14 protein-coding genes are annotated in these 17,186 nt (G+C 61.4%); 9 read left to right on the forward strand and 5 right to left on the reverse strand.

Annotation, left to right across the window (positions count from 1 at the left end; translation table 11 throughout):
- Positions 1-64: 64 nt before the first annotated feature.
- Entirely contained in the window at positions 65-664 is a 600-nt protein-coding gene (locus tag IAE77_RS28770) for an ImmA/IrrE family metallo-endopeptidase (protein WP_294234657.1), read from the reverse strand.
- Complete coding sequence (locus tag IAE77_RS28775; RefSeq protein WP_294234659.1) at positions 665-1,033, reverse strand: helix-turn-helix transcriptional regulator; 369 nt, start codon at positions 1,031-1,033, stop codon at positions 665-667.
- Positions 1,034-1,178: 145 nt separating this feature from the next.
- On the opposite strand from IAE77_RS28775, the gene IAE77_RS31010 reads away from it, so the two are divergent.
- From IAE77_RS31010 to IAE77_RS28815, 8 genes are all read left to right on the forward strand, one after another.
- Positions 1,179-1,400, forward strand: a complete 222-nt coding sequence (locus IAE77_RS31010; RefSeq protein ID WP_345781030.1) for a DUF2188 domain-containing protein — start codon at positions 1,179-1,181, stop codon at positions 1,398-1,400.
- A 43-nt stretch (positions 1,401-1,443) separates the two neighbouring features.
- Positions 1,444-2,220: a multiubiquitin domain-containing protein gene (locus tag IAE77_RS28785; RefSeq protein ID WP_294234662.1), complete on the forward strand. Its 777-nt coding sequence runs from the start codon at positions 1,444-1,446 to the stop codon at positions 2,218-2,220.
- A complete protein-coding gene (locus IAE77_RS28790) occupies positions 2,217-2,552 on the forward strand; it encodes a hypothetical protein (protein ID WP_294234665.1) in 336 nt (111 codons plus the stop codon). Before IAE77_RS28785 ends, IAE77_RS28790 begins: the two co-directional genes overlap by 4 nt.
- A 38-nt stretch (positions 2,553-2,590) precedes the next feature.
- Positions 2,591-3,055 (forward strand): hypothetical protein, encoded by a 465-nt coding sequence (locus IAE77_RS28795; protein WP_294234668.1) that lies wholly within the window; start codon positions 2,591-2,593, stop codon positions 3,053-3,055.
- Positions 3,052-3,975 carry a ThiF family adenylyltransferase gene (locus IAE77_RS28800; RefSeq protein WP_294234673.1) on the forward strand — a complete coding sequence of 308 codons (924 nt, stop codon included), beginning with the start codon at positions 3,052-3,054 and terminating at the stop codon, positions 3,973-3,975. Before IAE77_RS28795 ends, IAE77_RS28800 begins: the two co-directional genes overlap by 4 nt.
- Positions 3,976-4,078: 103 nt before the next feature.
- Entirely contained in the window at positions 4,079-5,614 is a 1,536-nt protein-coding gene (locus tag IAE77_RS28805; RefSeq protein ID WP_294234676.1) for a sialidase family protein, read from the forward strand.
- Between the two features lie 12 nt (positions 5,615-5,626).
- Positions 5,627-6,529: an alpha/beta hydrolase-fold protein gene (locus IAE77_RS28810; RefSeq protein WP_294234678.1), complete on the forward strand. Its 903-nt coding sequence runs from the start codon at positions 5,627-5,629 to the stop codon at positions 6,527-6,529.
- 85 nt (positions 6,530-6,614) lie between these two features.
- On the forward strand, positions 6,615-7,277 hold the full coding sequence (locus tag IAE77_RS28815) for a hypothetical protein (protein WP_294234680.1): 663 nt from the start codon (positions 6,615-6,617) through the stop codon (positions 7,275-7,277).
- Between the two features lie 7 nt (positions 7,278-7,284).
- On the opposite strand, the gene IAE77_RS28820 is transcribed toward IAE77_RS28815, so the two are convergent.
- The 3 genes from IAE77_RS28820 to IAE77_RS28830 all read right to left on the reverse strand — a co-directional run bounded on the left by IAE77_RS28820 (position 7,285) and on the right by IAE77_RS28830 (position 16,038).
- Positions 7,285-13,980 (reverse strand): autotransporter-associated beta strand repeat-containing protein, encoded by a 6,696-nt coding sequence (locus IAE77_RS28820; protein ID WP_294234682.1) that lies wholly within the window; start codon positions 13,978-13,980, stop codon positions 7,285-7,287.
- Between the two features lie 146 nt (positions 13,981-14,126).
- Positions 14,127-15,542 carry an MATE family efflux transporter gene (locus tag IAE77_RS28825; RefSeq protein WP_294234684.1) on the reverse strand — a complete coding sequence of 472 codons (1,416 nt, stop codon included), beginning with the start codon at positions 15,540-15,542 and terminating at the stop codon, positions 14,127-14,129.
- 58 nt (positions 15,543-15,600) lie between these two features.
- On the reverse strand, positions 15,601-16,038 hold the full coding sequence (locus tag IAE77_RS28830; RefSeq protein WP_294234686.1) for a DUF5069 domain-containing protein: 438 nt from the start codon (positions 16,036-16,038) through the stop codon (positions 15,601-15,603).
- A 115-nt stretch (positions 16,039-16,153) separates the two neighbouring features.
- Here IAE77_RS28830 and IAE77_RS28835 point away from each other — a divergent pair, with 115 nt between their 5' ends.
- Positions 16,154-16,990 (forward strand): glycosyl hydrolase, encoded by an 837-nt coding sequence (locus IAE77_RS28835; RefSeq protein ID WP_294234689.1) that lies wholly within the window; start codon positions 16,154-16,156, stop codon positions 16,988-16,990.
- Positions 16,991-17,186: the final 196 nt, after the last annotated feature.

The raw sequence follows: 17,186 nt of genomic DNA on the forward strand, positions 1-17,186 counted from the left end.
CATCCGTTATCCAACCCGTGAGTACAACTTCTTTCTCTCGCCTTTTGAGGTTTTAAAACACTGCCTAGGGAATGCGCTTCTTCAGAATTCTCTCAATTCCAGTAGCGTTGATACGAAACCGAACCAGTTCGGAGCTAGCACAAAAATAGTCAGAGATGTCGGTGCGGTTCATCTGGTTCTTTGCAGCCCAGAAAAGGCAGTCTTTTGGTAGATGAAGAGTGAAGCCAAGAGTTTCGGCCTGCAATTCTTTCTCGGGACAATAGCGGCGAACAGGCAAACCGCCGATTATTTCAACATCGTCGGGATCATGTTCACACAATTCATGACTAATCTCGTGGAAGACGTTGCTCTCCTTGCGCTGCTCCGAATGGGTTGGATTGTTGATGATGAGGTGGTTATGGGGCTGTTCGGCCTTCAATAGAACTGCCGACCATCGGTTCTTGCCATGGACGATCAACTCTTGCAGATGCTCCTCGGGTATATCCGTAATGTCGTGCGGCGTTCGAATACTCATCTTCAGCTTCTTCGCCAACTGCGCTGCTGGCATACGCTGATGCGGCCGAAAATTCATGGAAGAACGGACAAGGGCAACCAATTTGTCCACGTCTGTTTTGAAGCCTCTCCCAAGGCGCAAGTTGAAGTCTATTCCCAAAGCTGAGCGCATTTAATCTGTGTCGAATTTCCCAGCGTTGATGTCCCGATAGGCAAGCTCTATCATTGTAGTTAATGCCTTTGCTGTCTCTGGAGATAGCGTCCGATCCGCACGCAGATAGGCACATATGCGTTCGGGCGATGTAATGTCCGTCGAGCTTGTTTTTTTTGCGTGGTCCGTCTGGAAGTCTTCCGGTGAAACGTTGAGCCATCGACAGAGCTTCATGAAGGTCTCTAGGTCTGGAACGTTTCCATTCTCGATTCGAGACAGGGTCGGAGCGCTAACTCCGCCAATTTCTGCTGCGACCTCACGAAGTGGACGTCCGTTCCGTTTCTTCGAAATCAACACGGCGAGTCGTTTCAGATCAGTGGCTTGTGACATGGTTGCTTGGTTGTTTCATTTGTGAATCAGTAAAATAACTGCAACAATTCTCTTGCACAGCTCGCGCTTCCGTGATTTGTAATGCAAGTGAAATGGTTTCACGAACGCAATAAGGCCACGCTCTGGCCCACAAAACAAGAAAAATATGCCAAAGAATCAACATGTTGTTCCCGCCAAGACTGGCTGGGGTGTCAAAGGGGCGGGAAACGCCCACTTCAGTTCCATTCATGGAACCCAAGCCGATGCCGTCGTCGCAGCACGACAAATCGCAATCAATCAACGCAGTGAACTCTTCGTTCATGGCCGGAATGGCCAAATTCGAGAGCGCAACTCATTTGGCAATGACGCCTTCCCACCACGCGGGTGAATGAACCTCCACCATATCCAAAAACAGTTTAACCATCGTAATTATGAATTCTAATCCGCAAAACTTAACTGATGCCGTCAGGTGCACTCCAAAAGACGATAGTGAACCATCACAAGGCCAACTCGACGTCAACACGCAAAGTGGTCACCGTCTAGGTGTTGAATCAAGTCACCATCTGTTGATCTCTGACGAGAGCTTCCAGTTCCACCCCTTCCGCACCTCGGATCGCAAGATCACAGGCGCACAGGTTGCCGAATTGGCAGGGAAGCACCCCGTCACTGATTTCGTGGTTCTGAAACACCTCAAGACTCACGAACTCGAAAGCCTGCGCCCGACGGAATTGGCCGATCTCGGCGAGGATGGCATCGAGCGCTTCTTTGTGATCCAGAGTGGCGAAATCTACCGGTTCACCGTCGAAGGTCTGAGCATGGAATGGCCACGCGGCTCTATCCGCTGCTCCAACGTGAAGTTCCTGGCGGGCATTCCGGCGGATGAATGCCTGGTCCTCGACGTAGGCGACTGCAAACGCGTGCTCGAAGACGACGACATGATCGAACTCAAGTGCCCTGGGGTTGAGGAACTGCGGATTCGCAAGGGGCCAAAGACTGTCACCGTGAAATACGGTGATAAAGAGTTCACTCTCCAGCGCCGAGAATACACCACTGAGGAACTGATGAAGGAGTTTGGCGTGCCCGCTGGCTACCGGCTTGATCTCATCAGCAAGGACGGCGAGTTCCGCGAGCTGAAGCCGGGGGAAAAGATCAAGGTCAAGGACTGCATGGAGTTCTCATCCCACGTCCCAACAGGTCAATCGTCATGAGCACTGATGCCGACAAACTCGCCGCCCTGAAGTCACACTGGCCTGAGGCGGAGCTGGTTCCTGCTGACGGACGGACGTATGTCCACCTGCCGAACCTCAAGGTGACGGCAGGAGCCAGCCCCAAAACCGTAGCAGCTTTGCTTCGCCCTTGGGCGAACGGCGACGGTTACTCAACGAGACTGTTCTTCTCTGAGAAGTTCACCACCAAGGGCAACAACTGGAACGTGTTTACCATTGCTGGTCGAACCTGGCATGCCTGCTCATGGAACGGTGTTCCCGAAACGCTCCCCTGGCTCCAAATGACGGCCAATCATCTCGCGCCACTGCTATGAAGGTCACATTGAAAATACAAGGAACGCTCTTGGACGCCATGCGTGCCGATCTCGAACGACGTCATGAATTCGCATACGAGCGCGTGGGTTTCATGCTGGCTGCTGCGACTCAGACGGCGTCTGGCCTCATGCTGATGGTTCAAGACTACCACCCGGTGGCTGACGACGACTATGAGCAGAGCCACACCGTGGGTGCCCAAATCGGCTCAGACGCGATGCGGAAGGCAATTCAAGCGGCTTACCGTCCGAGTCGAACATTGCTGCACGTCCATACCCATCACGGGCGGGGCACGCCGCACTTCAGCGGAGTTGATCTCCGCAGCGCAGACAAGTTTGTGCCAAGCTTCTTCAATCCGATCCCGAAGATGCCACACGGCTTGATCGTGCTCAGCGACGACTCGGCAGCAGGAAAGCTTTGGCTTGGTGCTAATGGAGAGCAGACGGTCATTTCGCAGTTCATTCGCGTTGGAGCACCCTACTGGAGGGCTTGGGCATCAAGATGAGCCGCCAAGATCGCCAAAGCTTCCTCGGAAGCGACAGTGAACAGACTTTACGGGAACTCTGTGTGGGGATCGTGGGTCTCGGTGGCGGAGGATCGCATGTGGTCCAGCAACTGGCGCACATCGGTATTGGTCGATTTGTGCTCGTTGATCCCGACACCATCAGTCTAACCAATCTGAATCGTCTCGTCGGAGGAACGCTTGCTGATGTCGAAGCCAACCTGCCCAAGATCGAAATCGCTAAGCGCATCATCCGATCACTGAATCGAGACGCCGCCATCTCCGAACATCAATGTCACTGGCAGGAAGCACTCGAAGCGCTGAAAGACTGCGATGTGATTATCGGTGGGCTGGACAGCGTTCGTGCGAAAGATGAGCTGGATGCGTTCACCCGCAGGTTCCTCATCCCCTACATCGACATGGGAATGGATGTTCACGAAACGAGCCCATCGAGGTATCTCGTGGCAGGACAAGTCGTCCTCACCGGACCCGGCCAGCCATGCTTGCGGTGTCTGGGAGTGGTGACCGAGGATGCGCTGCTCCAAGAAGCAAAGAACTACGGGGCGGCGGGTGGCAAACCTCAAGTCGTGTGGCCCAATGGCGCACTGGCATCGGGAGCGGTCGGCCTTCTGATGCAACTCGTCACCCCATGGAACGAGAACCCCATCGAATCCGCCGTCCTAGAGTATGATGGAAACCTGCACACACTGGTGCATGGCCAGCGCCACAAGCGAATGCTAGGCAAGCCATGCAAACACCATCCTCAAACTGACTTGGGCGATCCGTTCTTCGACATTCGGCATATAAGAGCACCAAAAACGCCAGATAATGTGGAGCGGCCCGAAGGTTCGGCTACCTCAGCCAATTCAAGCAGCAGCAAGCGCTCATGGTGGGCTCGTCTGTTTAGCTGGTCTTGTGTCTAGTGAATGGACGCTCCTTGGGTAGCTCTTCGGATAAACAAGCAGATTGGCGAGACCGCATCCGAAGCTTGAGTAGCGCTCTGCGTTGAGGCAGTTACAACTCATCATGCGATCCCACTCCCCGCGCTTCTGCTTCCTCACCACCCTTTTCACCGCCGCCGCGTGCAGCCTCAGCGCCGAAGCGACCACCATCGGCCTGAACGCCAATCAGATGTCCATCGCCACGGGGCAGCCTTCGTTGGTGCTGATGTCGAGCGGTTCCACGCATGTCCCGGTGTGGTCGTTGTCGGGCGGGACGGTGGGGCAGTCGGTGGCGGGTGTGGTGACGGGGCTTCCGAGCGATTGCGTGGCGGTGAAGGTGGAGATTGTCGTGACGACGACGGACGAGACGACGAGTGCGGAGTTTCAGGATGTGTATCGCGTGCATCTTTCGCAGATGGTGGACGGTGCGTCGTTCACGGAGCGGTATGCGCTCGGCAAAACGGTGCGCACAGCGCTGCCTGCCGCGCCGTTTCACTCGCGGACCATCGTTTTGGAGTCCTTTTACGAAGTGGTGCCCGATGCGCCGCTCACGGTCCGCATTCAGCGGGAGCCGGGTGATCCTGGCGACACGTTCACCAAGCCCACCGGCCTGGCCGCGGTGAAGGTGACGCCTTTGAAGACCCTGCCGAAGCCCCACGTCGTGCAGGACGTGCCCGGCTACAATTCATGGCCGATGCTTCAGGCCATCGGCGGAAAACTCGTGTGCGTCTATGGTCGCGGCAAAGGCCACACCATCGCCAGTGATGATCGCGCTTTGTATGCACGCACTTCGACGGACGGCGGCATAACATGGACCGCCGAAACCGTGGTCGCTGATGCGAAGGACTACGGCGAGGTCGCAGTCGGCAAAGGGCTCGACTCCACCGGCGCGATGCTGCTCTGGGTGCGACGCATTGGAAAAGGCGAATGGCATCACGATCTCTACCGCAGCACCGACGGGATCACCTTCACACTCATCGCGACGCCGACTCTCGCCGTAAGACCGATGCAGATCACCGATGTTTTCAGCGTGCCAAAAGTCGGACTCATGGCCCTGTGGTTCGGCGGCGATTACAGCGACAAGCCCACGCAATCCTGGGGCACAGTGACCAGCAGCGACGACGGCAAAACGTGGACGCAAACCCCTGTCGAATCCGGCTTGCTGAAACCCGACTGGCCGACCGAACCCGCTGCGGTTTACCTCGGCGATGGCAGAATCCTCGCCATCGCGCGAACGGAGACGGGTCCCGCGCAATTCCAGATCGTCTCCACCGACTACGGAGCCACTTGGAAGCGCACTCAAACCAACATCAGCGATGTCACCGCCTCCACACCGAGCCTCGTCCTCGATTCGAAGACCGGACTCTTGAGCAACTACTACTATGAACGCGGCCGCGGCATCCTCCGCCGCCGCGTCGTCGATCCAAGCCGTGTGTTTGACCATCCGCTGAGTTGGCCCGGCTCCGAAGCAGTGGCCACGGGTAGCAAAGTCACCTACGATGCAGGCAACGCGAACGCCACCGTGATTGGGGACACACACTTCGTCTCGTTTTACTCCGGCAAGGCACCCGACACATCGGTTGTCGTCTCGGAGATCGCGGCACCAGCAGCCAAAAGGTAATCCATGGCCCTCATGAAAGCCGTCTTCCCTTTTCTCCTGCTCACGACAGCCGCTGCGCTCGCCCAAGAACCCACCGCGCCGCCAAGCAGCAAGATCCCGCCGCAGCCGCGTGAGTCTTGGAGTGGCATCAAGATCAAGGCCGATGACAAACCTGCCTTTCCCGAGCCGCCCGCAGGCTGGGACATCAAACGCGACGGCATCCCGCATGGGAAGCTGGTGATGATCAGCTACGACTCCAAAACGGTCGGCACGCGGCGGAAGATGAATGTTTACACGCCGCCGGGCTACTCGACGGAGAAGAAGTATCCAGTGCTTTATCTGCTGCATGGCATTGGCGGCGATGAGACGGAGTGGGCACGCTACGCGCAGCCGGAGATCCTGCTCGACAACCTCATCGCCGACGGCAAAGCGCGGCCGATGATCATCGTCATGCCAAACGGCCGCGCTCAAAAAGACGACCGACCCATCGGCGACATCTTCGCGCACATCCCCGCTTTCCTCGTCTTCGAGCGCGATCTGCTTGATGACATCATCCCCACCATCGAATCACGCTACAGCGTGCAGAGCGACCGCGAGCACCGCGCCCTCGCCGGACTCTCCATGGGCGGCGGACAGACGATGAACATCGGTTTCGCCCACCTCGATCGTTTCGGCTGGCTCGGCGCCTTTTCCTCCGGCCCCAACGCCAAACGGATCGAGGACCTCCTGCCCGATCCCGCTGCTGCCAAACCACTCAAACTCCTCTGGCTCTCCTGCGGCAGCCGCGACGGCCTGCTTCACGTCAGCCAGGAGTTGCACGCCGAAATGACCGCCAAAAACGTGCCGCACATCTGGCATGTGACCGACCATGCCCACGACGCGCCCGAATGGAAACAGGCGCTGTATTGGTTCGTGCAGAAGCTCGCTTTTGATTGAGTAAAAAGCGGCTGCGGCTTCAGCCGCATCTGAGAAGGCTTACGACACATCTTGATTCGGCTAAAGCCGAAGCCACTTTCTCGCCATGCCGCGCCTGCTTTTTGCTCTCTTCCTCATCTCCAGCACCTTTGCTGCCGAGCCGATTCAGGAAACCTTCGGCACTGACTTCGATGCGAAGCGCTTCCTGACGCCGATCCCAAACAAAAACACCAGCGTGCGCGATGGCGTGCTGTGGACGCATGGCTCCAGCGGAGGCAAGTATCCGCCGATGGTCTATCTGCCGGTCGAGGGAAAGGACCTCACGATCTCCTTTCGCTATCGCCATCTCGCGGCGGGCGGATGGTTATGGTTCTTCGTCGATGGCGACGATGGTTTCGGCAGCGAGGACCACATGCTGCGCGTCAAACTGCTCCGCGAAGGCGTGCAGCTCGAAGTCGATGCGCACTCGAAAGACCCGCAGCACCCGCTGCTGCAAAAGAACCGTGCGCCAGACAAGAAAAGCGGCGCTTACCGGCTGAACGAGGTCTTTCCGCTCGAAAAAGTCGATCTGACCGCCAACACCTGGCGCGAGGTGAAACTCGTCTTCCGCGGCGAGGTTGTCATCATCAGCGTGGATGGCCAAACATGGTCCCAAACGCTGTCACGACCCAATTTCAACGCCGCGAAGCGCAAACTCCTCTGGATGCAAAACGGCGGCGAGGCCGGCATCGAGCTGGATGACATCCAGGTGACGGCAACGACGCCGTGAAGCACGCTTAACCGGCCGAAATGGCTCCTGAACCCAACCCGTGTCTGCGGCGGCGCAGCAGAAGAGGGAGCAGTCCGAGCATGAGCAGAAGCACACGGCCAGGTTCGGGCACGATGGCGATCACGCCGCTGGTGGTGAAGCGACTGATGTCCCAGTAGAGCCCGCCGGAAAGTTCGGGGAGGTCGAATTGAAGACCGTTGTCATCCGCCCCAGTGCGGTAGTTGATCCCCGCATCGAATCCGCTGAAGTCGGCGTCCACGGCGGAACTCCAGTCGAGCAGATTGAAGATCTGGCCGCTGCTGGCGGTGAAATTTTCCGGACGCACGAGGAGCGAGGCGTCCCAGACGAGGGCGGAACCAGCGCCACCGTCAAACACGAGCAAATCGTGCGTGCCGGAGCCAAGTCCGCTGAAGGAGTCGAGGTAGCTGTTGTAATCGACACTGCCGATGGCGTGGCCGCCGAAGGTGGGATCAGTGGCGTTGGCAGTCTGGACATCGAGAACGACACTGGAGCCGGACTGGAGGTCGAAAAGAGCTCCTGTGGAGGCGCTCTGCACGCCCAGCGTGCCCATGTCAGAGGACAGCGTGCCGTTCCCGGCATGCAGGCTGGCATCGGCGGCGAGTGTGAAGCTCGATCCGGCGACTGTGCCGGAGCCCAGCAACGTCGCATTTGCAGACACTGAGACAGCGCCCGTGCCGGTGCTGCCGCCCACCGCGATCATGAGCGATCCGGCATTCACCTGCGTGGTGCCGCTGTAGGTGTTGGCGGCGGTGAATTCGAGCCGGCCGACGCCTTCCTTGACGACGCCACCCGTGCCGCTGAGCTGCCCGGTGAGACGCGCATCCACGTTGGTGCTGCTCGTGCCATCCGCGACTTCGATGCGACGCTCGCGTGAGCCGAGATTGATCGCATTTTGAAACTCGACCGTGTGCGTGGAGTGGGCCGAGCCGAGCATGAAGGAGTAGTTGTTGTCGCCACCGGGGCCGCTGAGAAAGCCGCTCGATCCCCAGGTGAGCGCCGCCGCGGTGCCGACTCCGCCGAGCGCCACGACACGATCCGCGCCGTGGGCGCTGAAGCCGCCGTTGCCGATGAGCGCCACCTGACCCGTCGAGGTGCCTGAAACCCGGCTGAAGTCACCGCTGGCCGCGCCATTCAAATCGGCGCCGAGCTCCAGCACGCCGCCGCCATAGATGCGGATGAGGTTGTTGCTGTAATCACGGTCGCCGCCGGCCATGCGGAAGACAGTGCCCGCGACGTAGAGGTCGTTGGGATTCGCAGCATTCGTGTAATGGATGAGCCCGGGACCCGATGCGATGACCGTCTGGGCCGAGAGGCTGAGGCCGAGCGTGGCGGTGCCGCTGCTGTAGTTCGCGATGTAAAACGATCCGCCCGAAACCACCCCGGAACCGATGATGGCGGCGTCATTCGAGCCGGAGATGAGAACCGAGCGGCCGTTGCCACTGACGCTGATGTTGCTCGAACCCATGTCGAGCGTGACGTCGCCGGCGGCGGTGTCGATCTGCAAGGTCTGGAAGCTGAGCGCCGCCGTGCGGACGAGGTCCGACGACAGCACGTAGTTCGTGGTGGAGGAGGAATTGCTGGCGGTGAGGGCCGTGCCGCCCGTGTAGCGGACAATCTCGTTGCTGGCGTTGTAAGTGGCGAATCCGGTGCCGGAATCGTCCTGCACGTAAGTCGTGGCACGGTTGTTGTTGGTGCCAATAAGGACGCCGTTGGTGACGGCCGCGCCGGAGAGCGTGTTGGCGACGAGCGTGCCGCCGCCGCTCAGGTCGATCAAGAACGGCGTGTAACCCACGACGGTGAAGGTGCCGGTGGTGACCGTGGTACCATCCTGGATGCGGATCACGCCGGTGGTGTAGTTCGGATCGGCATGGACTTCGGTGATCGCCCCGATGGTGGCGGTGGTCGCGTTGGCAATGACGAGCGTGCCGCCGTTCATGACGATCGTGGAGTTCACGCTCAACGGCGAACCGGCGGTGTAGTCGGCCACCAGCGTGCCATTGCTGAGGGTGGTGCTGCCTGAATGAGTGTTGGTGCCGGAAAGCGTCTGCGTTCCAGCGCCGATCTTGGTGAGCGCGACCAGGCCGAGGGCCGTGCCACCCGAGTTGTCCACAATATTGCCCGCATAGGTGCCGGAGCCGTGATTGACGCCCACGGTGAGCGTGCGCGTGGCCGCAGTGGCGCTCTCATTGGCAATGACCGCGGCGACGGTGCCAGCGCTGCCGTTCAGGGCGTTGATCGTGGTGCTGATGTTGTTCAGATCCAGCTTTCCGGCGGTGCTGGCACCGCCGTTGAGGGTGACGTTGCCGCCAGCCAGGGCGGTGGAGTTGCTGATCTGCAGCACGCCCTCATTGACCGTGATTCCGCCAGTGAAGCGGTTGGCCTGCGAGAGCGTCAGGATTCCCGCGCCGTTCTTCACGAGCGCGAGATTGCCGGTGATGATGCCGCCGTAGGTGATCGTGGAGGTTTCGTTGATGGTCAGGGTGGAAAGCGTGCGGCTGCTGTTGGTGAGTTCCGCGTTGGCTCCCGTGCTGCCCTCGTTGCGCAGGCTGGCGACGGTTTGATTGAAGCCGTTCATGTCCACGCCGGCGTATTCGGCGTTGTTGGAGCTGGTGAAATGAATGTCCAGCGCCGTGGCGGTGGGCAGCGCGTTGTCGATGCCCAGGATGACCTTGCCGCGCACGATTTCCGTCTGCCCATCCCAGGTGTTTCCGCTGCCGGAGAGGATCAAGCCTCCCGTGCCCGTGAGTTCGCCGCTCAAACGCACATCGAAGCTGTTCGCGCCGTCAGAAATGGTGCCGCTGATGGTCAGCGTGCCTCCTTCCTGCACGCCGATGCGTGCCTGGTTCGCACCGAGGATCACATTGCCGGCCCATTCCGCGGTGGCGTTCACCGCTGCCTGCAGACCGCCGCGATTGGTGGTGGGCGAACCATCGCCCGTGGTGCCGGTGGTGGTCGAGATCGTGATCGTCTCGCCAGTCACGACGACCCCGTCGGCCAGTTCGACCTGCGCCGCGCCGGACACGGAGGTGGCACCGGCCGTGGAGCCGAGCGCCGTGTTGGAAAGGAGACGAACAATGCCGGCGGTGACATTCATCGCGCCCGTGTGGGTGTTGTCGCCGGAAAGAGCGACCACGCTGGAGTTCGACTTGGTTAGCGTGCCGGATCCCGAAATCACACCGGACAGCGTGAGCGTCTGCGAACCGCCCAGGGTGGAAGATGCCGAGACGAGCACATCGTTCGCCACCGTCCGCGCCGCGCCATCCGCCTGCAAGGTGCCGCCGCTGAGCGTGAGATTTCCCGTGCCAAGCGCTGCATCGTTCCCCACCGCAAGGGTGCCACCGGAGAGAATCACACCGCCATCGAAGGAGTTCGCCTGCGTCAGCCTCAAGGTGCCTGCGCCGCTCTTCACCAGCCCTGCGGGACTGCCACCCACGCTGTTGCTGATCACGCCGGAGATGATGGCGGTGTTCGCATCCACGCGGATGCCACGGGTGGAGCCGTTCAAATCGATGCCGTTTTGGAAACTGAGCGATGCCGTGGCGCTGGATGCGTTCAGCAGCAGGACACCGGGATTGAACGAGGCAGAGCCCCACTGCACGGTCGCGCCGGAGCCGCCGAGATTCACCGTCAGCGCCGTCGAGGCCGCGCTGAAGCCCGTGGTGCCGCCGATCAGAGACACTTCGCCCGCCGCACTGCCCAGGGCGCGGCTGAATGTGGCCGCAGTCGATTGAAACACGCCGCCATTCAGCACCAGGGCCGAATTGGAAGACAGGCCGGTGCCGTCCGCCGCCTGGAGCACGCCTTCATTCACCCGCGTGCTGCCGGTGTGGCTGTTCGTGCCTGAAAGCACCAGCGTGCCGCCGCCCGCCTTGATCAACGTGGTGGCAGAGGTGTTGTCCACGATGTTCGAGGCGATCTCCAGGCTCCCGGCCGTATTGTACTGGGCCACCACGAGTTCGCCGCCCGCAGGCCCGCGCAATTCGCCGCCGGTGATGATGGACGCATTCGCTCCGACGCCCGCCGTGACGAGCACCATGCCGGAATCAACCGTGTGTGTGCCTGCCAGGGTGATGGTGAAGGCACCGGCGGTGTTGAAGCGCAGCGCGTTGATGGTTTCCGCCGCGAAGGCCGCCGGATTGCTGCCGGTGACATCCATCGAGGCACCATGGGTCCAGGTGTCCGTCCCCGTGGGCACCCAGCCGGAGTAGGCTGTCAGCACGCCGGATTGCGCGGCGATCAGATCCGTGCCGTTGAGGATCGCGCCGACGAGCAGGCCGCCGCTCACATTGCCAGTGCCGGAAGGCACGTTGGTGAACACGATGCTGGCACCGCCCGCTGGATTCTGCACAAAGTTCACCGTGCCGGCAGTGTGCGTGTAGGGGCCGGCCCCGGTGAAGGTCAGCGTGGCCGTGGTGCCGGCAGCGGCGCTCACGTTCACCGTGTTCGATCCGCCGTTGATGGTGACACCGGCCAGCTCCTGCGTGTGTGAACCAGCGGCCGCCGTCATGTGATTGAAGGTTCCGCCGGCGAGCGTGAGCGCGGCCGCGGTGTTGATGCGATTCGTGGCACCGTTGTTGTTCACGGCCGTCGGACTGCCGTTCTGGAACACGCCGCCATTGTTGATGACGATGCCGCTGGTGCCGGAAAGACCACCGGCCGAGCCTGCCACGCTCAAAGTGCCGCCCGACACCGTAGTGGTGCCGGTGTAGGCGCCCACGGCCGTGAATTGCAGGAGTCCCGTACCCGTCTTGATCAGGCTGCCGCCCGCGCCGCTGACGATGACGCCGATGGTGGTCGTTCCTCCGGTCAAGATGTCGAAGGTGCGTGTCGCGGAGCCGATTTCGAGCAGCGGCTGCACGGTCGAGGAGCTGTTCGTCACGATGTTGTTGGACCCGCTGCCGAAGAAGTCGCCGTTCAGGTTCAAAATCGTGCCCGCATCACCCACGTTCATGGTGATCGTGCGCCCGAGCATCGTCAGGCCGCCCGCGCCGATCGTCAGGGACGTGCGCGGATTCCCCGCGCCATTGCTGCCGCCAATGAGGATGTCAGCGCCCGAGAGCACCACGCTGCCCACGTTCCAGCTCGCGGGATTGGCGCTCCCAGAATTGCTGTTGATGACGAGCTGGCCGCCACCCGCCAGCGTGAGTGCCCCGGTGATCTCGACATGGCCGGTGTTCCCGCTGCTGGCCAGGTTGCCGAAGTTCTGGGTGAAGAAGGCGATCCTTTCGTCCGTGTTCCATGCCGTCATCGTGCCGCCATTCAGCGTGATGCCCGCCGTGTCGGCGATTTGATTGGAGGCGCTCAGTTGCAGCACGCCGCCGGCGTTCACGATGATGTTGCCGGCCACCGCGGTCACACCGGCGGTTTTGTTGAGGGCGAGCGTCCCGCCATTGATCGTGGTGTCGCCGGTGTAGGTGTTGGCCTCGCCGCCATTGAACACCAGGCTGCCGGCGCCGCTCTTGATCACCGATGCAGTCGTGGCGGCACCGTTTTGAATCACCGGGCTGATGGTCAGGGTGGCGCCCGTGTTGAAAGTCCGGCTCACCACGCCTGCTGTCCCGCTGAGGCTCACATATGGCAGCAATCCGGTGCCGGTCTCGCGGTCGATGAAGGAGGACGCGCCGCTGGTGGTCACATCGCCGTTCAGCACGAGCTCGCTGCCGCTGGTGCCCGCGCCGAGGTGAATGCGGCTGCCATCCATGGACAGACCGCCCGCGCCGATGGTCAGCGTGGTGCGGTTCGCCAGGGAGCCGCCGTTCCCGAAAACCGTGAAGCCGTTCGCAACGGCCGTGGAGGAGGCCACGCCGCTCATGCCCACAAGGCTGAGGCTGCCATAGGTCTGCTTCGAGCCGCTGTTGCCCACGAACACCTTGTTTTCTCCTGCGATGAAGCTCACCACGCCGATGTCCCAGACCGAGTTGGCGCCGGCATTGAATGTGCCCCCGCTGATGGTGAGCGCTGCGAGCGTCTGCGTCACCGTCGTTGCGGTAGCGTTCGGCCCGGTGCCGTTGAACGCGCTCGCCGCGCCGTTGAGGATCACGCTGGAGCTGGCGGCGATCTGGTTCGTCCCGCCGGAGAATGTCACCACGCCGCCGGTGCTGATGGTCAAATCACCCGCCAGCGCGCTGACGTTGCCGGACTTGGCGAGGTGCACACGTCCGGCGTTCACCGACAGCAGGCCCGTGCTCGTGTTGGCGGCGGAGCCACTGAGGGTCAGTTGCGCGGTGCCTTCCTTCGACCACGCCGTGCTTCCCGCGAGAACGGTGGAAATCATCGCCCCCGCATTCGCGGTGATCACGGAACCCGACAACGTCAAAGGTCCGCTGCCACCCAGCGTGTAGCTGCCGCTGGCAGCCGCATTGAACGTGAGGCCGCCGACGATGACCCCGCCGTTCGCGGTGCTCAGCGTGATCGTGCCCGCCGCCGAACCGGCCGCGGAGCCAAACACGGCATCGCTGCCATTCACCCAGGTCTGGTTCTGCAGGTTCTGCGTCTGGTTGAACCAGTTCGGCAGACCCGCCGTCCATGTGCCCGTGCCATCCTGGGCACCGTCAGGCCCTGTCTGCGTGTCCCACACGAGCACATCCGCCCGCAATGAGGCCAGGAACGCTGGCAGCAGGAAGGTCGCGACAAACAAACGGTGAATGCCGCTGCGGCGGCAGGAGAAGAAGGAACAAGGCATGCGTGGGGTACAGTTGCCGGGAGAAGCGCCTGCTAAAGACACCAAAACCTGCGGTTCTCAAGCCACAGGCTCGTAAAACAGCCGTCGCTGTGGCGCTCACCGCCTCAAGTCCCTGATGCTCCTGCATTCCCCACTGAAAACCCTCTTCAGACCTTTTGCGTTTTCCATTTCCCACGCCGGAACAGATGCCAGCTCCACATCGCCAGCAGTGAATACGCGACGGGCACGGAAATCACCGCGCCCACGGCCCCGAAACCGAGTGTCTTTGATAGCAGCCACGCGATCGGGATCTGACCGGCCCACAGGCACATGAAATTCAGCCGCGCCGGCGTCCACGTGTCGCCGGAGCCGTTGAACGCCGCTTCAAAACACATCCCCGCCGCGTAGAGCGGAAACGCCAGGCTCACGATCCACAACGACTGTGTTCCAAACACCAGCACCTGCCCTTCCGCGTTGAAGAAGCCGATCAAGGGGCCCGCGCACACCACAAACAGCACCCCCACCCCGCTCAACACCAGCACGTTGAACTTCGTCGCCATCCACACCGCCGCCTCCGCACGCTCCGGCTTCTGCGCTCCGAGATTCTGCCCCACCAGCGTAGCCCCGGCATTCGCCAGCCCCCACGCCGGCATCAGCGCGAAGGTCACGATGCGGATGGCGATGGTGTAACCCGCCAGGGCCGTGCTGCCGAACATCGCCAGGATCTTGAACAAGCCCACCCAGCTCGTCGTGCTGATGAGGAACTGCGCCACGCCGCTGCCGGATTTGCTCAACACCGTGCCGATCACTTCACGCACCGGCTTGAAATGCTCACGCCGCACCTTGATGCGGCTGTGATGCCCCGCCAGGTGCCAGAGCTGGTAAATCACGCCCACGCCGCGTCCGATGTTCGTCGCCACCGCCGCGCCGGTGACGCCCATCTCCGGGAAAATCCACCAGCCGAACACGAAGCACGGCCCCAGGACGATGTTCAGCCCGTTCGCCAGCCACAGCGTCCGCATGGCGATCACCGCGTCTCCCGCGCCACGAAAGATCGCATTGATCAGGAAGATCAGAAACACCGTGGCATTCCCACCCAGCATGATCCGGGCAAAGTCGCCCCCCAGTCGCACCACCGCCTCCTCCGCGCCCATGAGACGCAGGATGTCCGGCGCGAGCCAGCCCAGCACCACGCCGATGAGGACCGAGACGACGACACCCAGCACCACGATCTGCCCCGCCGCCTGCGCGGCCAGTTCTGGCTCCTTTTCGCCGATGCGGCGCGACACGATGGCCGTCGCCGCGATGGAGATGCCGATCGCCACCGCATAGATCAGCGTCATCACCGACTCCGTGATGCCCACCACCGCCACCGCCTCCTTCCCCAGCCTCGACACCCAGAACACATCCGCCACGGCGAAGAGCGACTCCATCATCATCTCCAGCACCATCGGCACCGCCAGCAGCACCACCGCCCGGTTCAGCGGCAGCGCCGTGTAATCATGCTCCTCCCCCCGCAACGACTGCGCCACGCTGCGCCAGAACCCGGCACTCACCACAGAACTGGAGGATTCATCACTCATTCATCATCAAATTCATTCCCTCCGCCCCCCTCATCATTCCGTCATTCGTCATTCCCTCTCACCCCACCCTTCCCTCATCAACATCAATGTAATGCGCGATCGTCTGGATGTCATCGCGGTCCGCCAGCCCACCATCCGCCTTCCGCTTCGCCAGGATCGCGCTGATGTGGTCATTCCAGCCCAGCGTCTTCACGTAGTGGTTCCAGATCAGCTTCTCGTTGTCATTCAGCTTCCGGCTGCGCTCCTCGCACCAGTGCAGGATCTCCTCATCGCTGCCGCCTTCCAGCACACGCGCCTTCAGCTCGCCGTAGTCGATGTGCAGGAAGTCCACCAGCGCCCCGTCGCTGCCTTTGCCGAGGTTTGCATGCAGGTCCTCCCACAGTCTCCCGGCCGCCTGCAGCCGGATCTTGCCCGTCATGCGCGGGAAGTATTTCAAACCGCAGGTCTCATCGAGCGGACTGCAAGGAAGCGTGGCGGGATCAGGTTTGGCGGACATGCCGCGCATTGGAGCCGCTCACGCTGAAACCGCAAACGAATCACCGGTCTTTTCCCATCCACAACGCAAAGGCCATTGACCGCCTTGATGGCGTCCTGATACAACGACGCGCACCATGACTCCGAACTCACGCCGGCACTTTCTTCAATCCACGCTGTCTCTCTCCTCACTGCTCCTGCCCGGTGCGATCATGGCACAGTCCGCCGGCAAGAAGGGCGGCAAAAAAGGCTATGCGACTGGACTCAAGTCGGCGCAGCAAGCCAAAGCCGTGACCGACTTGAAGGTGAAGTGGATCTACAACTGGACCGCGAAGCGGCCCGCTGGTCTTCCCGAAGGCGTTGAATGGGTGCCGATGGTCTTCAAGGACAACGAAAGCCAGTTCGCGGCACGCGCCGTGGATGAAATCCGCGCGGATGCGGCGAACAAGCCCTCCGCCGTGCTCGGCTTCAACGAACCAGAAGGCAAAGACCAAGGTAACATGACCGTCGAGCAGGCATTGGCAGCCTGGCCGAAGCTCGAAGAGCTCAAGCTGCCGCTGGGCAGCCCGGCGGGCGTGCATGCCGACAGCCCGTGGATGCAGGCCTTCATGAAGGAGGCGCTGCAGCGCAAATACCGCATCGATTTCATCACCATCCACTGGTATGGCGGCCCGACGGCCTCGCAGCTCACATCACACCTCGACAAGATCGCCCGACTCTACAAACGGCCGCTGTGGATCACCGAATTCTGCCCCGCCGACTGGACCGCCACCAAGACCGGCAAAAACCAGCACGCGGAGAAAGACGTGCTCCGCTTCATCAAAGACGCGCTGCCACGGCTGGAGCGCTCGAACGATGTGGAACGCTACGCCTGGTTCGGCACCGCCCCGGGCAACACGCCCACCGGCTGCTCCGCTCTCTGCGATGCCAGCGGCGCCCTCACCAAGCTCGGCGAGGCCTACGCGGAGGTTTGAGCCCACCTGAGCTTCTCAATCGGGATCTCCGCCATCTCGGCGCTGTTAGGCCGCTCGCTCAAGGCCAATGCGTAACCTGGCTGGTTTGGTTCTTCGAATTTATCGGTCAAGTTTTTGCACCCCGTTTCCGCCGAGTAGAGCCAGCGGTTGCCCGCTGGCTCCCTCACAGACCCGGACGTGCGGGACTACCGCATCC

Origin of the sequence: Prosthecobacter sp. (assembly GCF_014879935.1) — a bacterium.
Classification (GTDB): domain Bacteria; phylum Verrucomicrobiota; class Verrucomicrobiia; order Verrucomicrobiales; family Verrucomicrobiaceae; genus Prosthecobacter.

Bases quoted from the DNA above. Each gene is read 5' to 3' on its own strand.
- IAE77_RS28770 (WP_294234657.1), bottom strand. From the start codon at position 664: ATGCGCTCAGCTTTGGGAATAGACTTCAACTTGCGCCTTGGGAGAGGC.
- IAE77_RS28775 (WP_294234659.1), bottom strand. From the start codon at position 1,033: ATGTCACAAGCCACTGATCTGAAACGACTCGCCGTGTTGATTTCGAAG.
- IAE77_RS31010 (WP_345781030.1), top strand. From the start codon at position 1,179: ATGCCAAAGAATCAACATGTTGTTCCCGCCAAGACTGGCTGGGGTGTC.
- IAE77_RS28785 (WP_294234662.1), top strand. From the start codon at position 1,444: ATGAATTCTAATCCGCAAAACTTAACTGATGCCGTCAGGTGCACTCCA.
- IAE77_RS28790 (WP_294234665.1), top strand. From the start codon at position 2,217: ATGAGCACTGATGCCGACAAACTCGCCGCCCTGAAGTCACACTGGCCT.
- IAE77_RS28795 (WP_294234668.1), top strand. From the start codon at position 2,591: ATGCGTGCCGATCTCGAACGACGTCATGAATTCGCATACGAGCGCGTG.
- IAE77_RS28800 (WP_294234673.1), top strand. From the start codon at position 3,052: ATGAGCCGCCAAGATCGCCAAAGCTTCCTCGGAAGCGACAGTGAACAG.
- IAE77_RS28805 (WP_294234676.1), top strand. From the start codon at position 4,079: ATGCGATCCCACTCCCCGCGCTTCTGCTTCCTCACCACCCTTTTCACC.
- IAE77_RS28810 (WP_294234678.1), top strand. From the start codon at position 5,627: ATGAAAGCCGTCTTCCCTTTTCTCCTGCTCACGACAGCCGCTGCGCTC.
- IAE77_RS28815 (WP_294234680.1), top strand. From the start codon at position 6,615: ATGCCGCGCCTGCTTTTTGCTCTCTTCCTCATCTCCAGCACCTTTGCT.
- IAE77_RS28820 (WP_294234682.1), bottom strand. From the start codon at position 13,980: ATGCCTTGTTCCTTCTTCTCCTGCCGCCGCAGCGGCATTCACCGTTTG.
- IAE77_RS28825 (WP_294234684.1), bottom strand. From the start codon at position 15,542: ATGAGTGATGAATCCTCCAGTTCTGTGGTGAGTGCCGGGTTCTGGCGC.
- IAE77_RS28830 (WP_294234686.1), bottom strand. From the start codon at position 16,038: ATGTCCGCCAAACCTGATCCCGCCACGCTTCCTTGCAGTCCGCTCGAT.
- IAE77_RS28835 (WP_294234689.1), top strand. From the start codon at position 16,154: ATGACTCCGAACTCACGCCGGCACTTTCTTCAATCCACGCTGTCTCTC.